The organism is Mesorhizobium sp. M7A.F.Ca.CA.002.05.1.1, from assembly GCF_003998335.1.
Lineage (GTDB): Bacteria > Pseudomonadota > Alphaproteobacteria > Rhizobiales > Rhizobiaceae > Mesorhizobium.
The window spans coordinates 1-3968 of record NZ_RZQI01000574.1; the positions used below are offsets into that span (position 1 = coordinate 1).

General features: G+C 58.5%; 5 protein-coding genes. 3 read left to right on the forward strand and 2 right to left on the reverse strand.

What is annotated here, in order from left to right; all coding sequences use genetic code 11:
- Positions 1-227 precede the first annotated feature (227 nt).
- Entirely contained in the window at positions 228-461 is a 234-nt protein-coding gene (locus tag EN939_RS24245; protein WP_127270217.1) for a hypothetical protein, read from the forward strand.
- Positions 462-580: 119 nt separating this feature from the next.
- Positions 581-778: a hypothetical protein gene (locus EN939_RS24250; protein WP_127270219.1), complete on the forward strand. Its 198-nt coding sequence runs from the start codon at positions 581-583 to the stop codon at positions 776-778.
- A 108-nt stretch (positions 779-886) separates the two neighbouring features.
- Here EN939_RS24250 and EN939_RS24255 read toward each other — a convergent pair whose 3' ends face one another.
- Together EN939_RS24255 and EN939_RS24260 are read right to left on the reverse strand one after the other, a co-directional pair.
- The gene (locus EN939_RS24255; protein WP_206517159.1) at positions 887-1843 is read right to left on the reverse strand and encodes a hybrid-cluster NAD(P)-dependent oxidoreductase; all 957 of its coding nucleotides are present in this window, start codon (positions 1841-1843) and stop codon (positions 887-889) included.
- 212 nt (positions 1844-2055) lie between these two features.
- Entirely contained in the window at positions 2056-2913 is an 858-nt protein-coding gene (locus tag EN939_RS24260) for a LysR family transcriptional regulator (RefSeq protein WP_127270220.1), read from the reverse strand.
- Between the two features lie 134 nt (positions 2914-3047).
- Between EN939_RS24260 and EN939_RS24265 the strand changes: the two genes are divergently transcribed.
- A partial coding sequence (locus tag EN939_RS24265) for an amidohydrolase family protein (RefSeq protein WP_164751183.1) occupies positions 3048-3968 on the forward strand: 921 nt, incomplete at its 3' end.

Genomic DNA, 3968 nt, shown 5'->3' on the forward strand with positions numbered 1-3968 from the left:
CCCAGAGCGCCGGCCGATGCCAATCCGGCATTTGCGCATGTTTTATAAAAAATTGACACGCGTCAAGATTTAAAAGTGGTGCGTAGCGATTTTGGCTATGCACCCTGGGGGCATGACTGCCCTGCCGGCATGCGCTACAACCAACGCGCGAAAAAATGTGCCGGCCTGGGGAACCACTTGGGGATAGCGGCGTTAGTCGCTACTTTTGCGCAAGAGGGAGGTTTCGGGTGAGGCGTTTAGAGATCCTGGAAGAACCAACGGGTACATTTTCGATTTTCGACGCGATCACGGGGTTGCCGGCAATGGTCGAAGAGGGCGCATGCACCGGGCTTTATCGGCACGAAGTGCCGCAGGAGCTGCTTGCAGCGGTTGAAACGGTCCAACCCGGCGATTTTTCGCCGCTGCCTTCATTGGCGGCTTTGAACGACTGGCAGGTCGATAAAGACGATCTGCTGGCGTGAGCAAAGCCGCCCGGGATCGCATCAAAAAACATACCGTATAGGAAATCACGCCCTGTTGTCGAAAGCGGTGGTGAGGCATGGAAAGCAAGGGGAGGTTGCAGTGCGTCGGGAGGTGAAGCATGTCTGATCAGGACGAGCTGATCCGGGCTGCCATCGGACGGCTGCTCGCCGAGAAGACAGGCGCGGCCGTCATATCGATGAGAGAGAGCATTACCGAGCTTCTGGCGCTGACCGGTGCCGCGCTGGACGACAGACTGCAGGACCTGCTGCTGGAAATGGCCGAAGTCCGTGGCATGATGGTTGCTCTCGACTTCTGAGCAATATCGGCTGAGGTCGATGCGCATCAGTCCGCTACGCCCGCAACGCCTTCACCGGCAGTTCAACACTTACTGCGCCGGCTTCAATGCTGAACCAAGCACCCGGGGTTAAAGATCGAGCGAAACCGCGCCCTGAGGGTGGCTGCAGCATGCCAGGACATAGCCGGCCGACTTCTCTTCAGGGGCCAGCCCGCCGAGATCCTCCATGGCGACTTCGCCGGACAGCTTGGCGATGCGGCATGTGCCGCAAACTCCCTGCTGGCAGGCGGTTGGGACGTAGACGCCACATTGGCGCGCCGCCTCCAGCAGCGTCTCTCCGGGCAAGCAGTTATGCACGATCCCGGAGCGGACGAAACGGACCGAAGATGGTATTGTCGGGGCCGGTTCCAACTGGGGGCTGCTGCCGCCGCCGAAGCTCTCCTGGTGGTACCGTGACGGAGCCACGCCAATCGCATCCAGGCAGGCACGTGCGGCTTTCATGTACGCTTCAGGGCCACAGGCAAAGATAGTGCGGTTGTGGAGATCGGGAACGAGGGTCAGCAGCATCTGACTGTCTATTCTGCCAGTCGGCCCCCTCCAGGTGGGATCTTCCTGGCTACAAACGCACGTTACTTTTACGTTGGGAAAGCGAGAGGCAAGTGCGTCCAATTCCCGTCGAAAGACTATATCACCAGGCGTTCTGGCACTATGAACGAATGAGATATCCTGGTCGGCCGCGCGGTCGGTAAGCGCACGCAGCATGGACATCACCGGCGTTATCCCGCTGCCGCCCGAAAGGAAGAGCGGCTTTTCATAGGGTAGGTCATCGAGATTGAATGAGCCGAGCGGCCCTTCGATCTCGATCTCGTCGCCCGCCCCCAAATTGTCGTGGAGCCAATTCGAAACCAGGCCGCCCGGTGTTCGCTTCACCGTGATCTGCAGGTCGAGCGGTCGCGTCGGTGGTGACGAAACAGAGTAGGAGCGCGTCACCGCGGCACCCTCGATCTTGAGGTGCACGAGTACATACTGGCCCGCGCTGAAGCAGAACATCCGATCCGTCGGGGATGTGAAAACGAAAGTTTTCACATCGGGCGTTTCCTCGATTACACGACGGCAGAGTACAAGCTGCGATGTGGTTTGTGCCCATTGCCGATGATGCCTCATCGGCAGGAGGTCGGGGGCCCCCAAGGAAACGTGTGCGTTCATCATTCATCTCGGTTCGAAGTCGAACCCAAGATGCCAGTTCCAGGCCCCCCGCAACAGAAGCATCCCTCCCGAGTTATGATCGATTATTTCGATTACATATCCAGTGACATCACGGCAACGTGAAGGGCGCGGATTCCCTTGCGGATGATCGGTTCGTGTTTGCGGCGCGCCAGGATGGCCGTGTGGACCGGCTGATGCAGCGTCGGAGCGCCTTCGACGATGAACGATGGGCGTTCGAGGGCGAACCTGCGCGCATCGTCACTTCTCATATAGCAGGTGCCGCCCGTGCGCCGTAGCATCATCTCCGCCAAGGTTTCCGATCCCATGGAAAGGCGACAGATCGCCAACTCGCCGAGCAATTCGGCATGGGCCTTCTCCAGCAGGACCGTATAGCCCGGACGAATGTAGGTTTCGGGGTCGACCTCGGAGAGGGTTCTGGCCACCGTGGAAACCATCACATATTCCTCAACCATCAAATGCTCATAGGAGATTTCGGGTAGGTATCGCGGGGCGTAAAGCACTGCGATATCGAGATTTCCCATGCTCAGGTCGCTGACCATCTGGTTTGAATAATCCGACTCGACATGGATCGACGATTTGGGAAGAGCCTGACACAGCGTCTCCACCCAACCCGGCAAAACCGAGCGGGTCATCCCGACCTGCGCGGCGACGCGCAGGGTTCCTTCGAAACGATTGAACGCCCGGACATCGTGGCGAGCCTGCGACCATGTGGACAGCAAGGATCTTGCATAAGCTTCGAACCGGCGCCCTGCGGCGGTCGGCTCCGCCCCGGCGCGTCCGCGCTGAAACAGTTCGGACCCGATTGCGCTCTCGAGGTTCTTAACGCGGGTGCTGATCGTCGACTGGGTCAATCCTAGCCGATCCGCGGTGCGATTGAAGTTTCTCGATTCGATGATGTCGAGAAAGGTCTCGATGTGATCAAGTTGCATGAAATCTCCAATCGAAAAACTCGATCATATTCCACGTATCATAAGCTTGATCAAACAATACTCAAGGCGGAAGCTGCAGCAGATCAACGGCCGGCAGCGCCGCCGGGACGAGATACGGATACGGAGCGGAAGAAGTGTTCATAGTCGACTGCGACTGTCATAATTACTGGTCAAGCGCCACCGTGTTGGAGCCCTATCTCTCCGGCTTGTGGAAAGACATGTTCATCGAGGGCGAGAAAACAGGTCCCGTTGGCGCCTTTCCGCATGGCCATCGGCCCTGGTTCCACCCGCAGGACTTCTCCCGCAAGGACATCCGTCCGAAAACGGAAGCCGACAACTATCTCATCATGAAAGAGAAGCACCTCGACAAATACAAAGTCGACGTGGCGATCCTGACCGGCGATGAGCCTATCGAGGCGTCGACCCTGGCTAACCCTTACTATGCCAGCGCTCTGGTCAGCGCGTACAACGATTATCAGATCGATCAGTGGTTGCCGAAAGACGATCGTTTCATGGGCTCGATCATCATCGCGCCACAGGATCCGAAGCTCGCTGCCGCCGAGATTCGCCGTCTTGGCAGTCATCCGCGGATGGTCCAGGTTCTCGCCTCCCAGGGGTCCGTCAAGCCGTATGGCGACCCGTTTTACCACCCGATCTACGAAGCCTGCGCGGAAGTGGGGTTGCCATTCGCCATTCATCTGGGCGGGCATGGCGGCGTGAATTCAACTGCCATTGCTCCCGCCCCGACGACATTCTTCTGGGAAACGCATGCCATTCTGCACATGTCGGCGATGTCGCACGTGGCAAGCATGATCGCCCATGGCGTCTTCGAGAAATGGCCGGACCTCTACTTCGTGATCATCGAATGCGGCGTCGCCTGGGTTCCGTCGGTCCTTTGGCGCCTGGACGCTGATTACAAAGCGCTGCGCAAGGAGACGCCATGGCTGAAGATGCTGCCGTCTGAATATTGCCGGCGCAACATCCGCTTTTCCACGCAGCCGCTGGAGCAGCCTGCAAACATCCAACATCTCTGGTCCACGCTCGAAGCGATGGAC

What these genes read in the sequence shown, in the direction of transcription:
- EN939_RS24250 (WP_127270219.1), top strand. Translation starts at nt 581, where the DNA reads ATGTCTGATCAGGACGAGCTGATCCGGGCTGCCATCGGACGGCTGCTC.
- EN939_RS24260 (WP_127270220.1), bottom strand. Translation starts at nt 2,913, where the DNA reads ATGCAACTTGATCACATCGAGACCTTTCTCGACATCATCGAATCGAGA.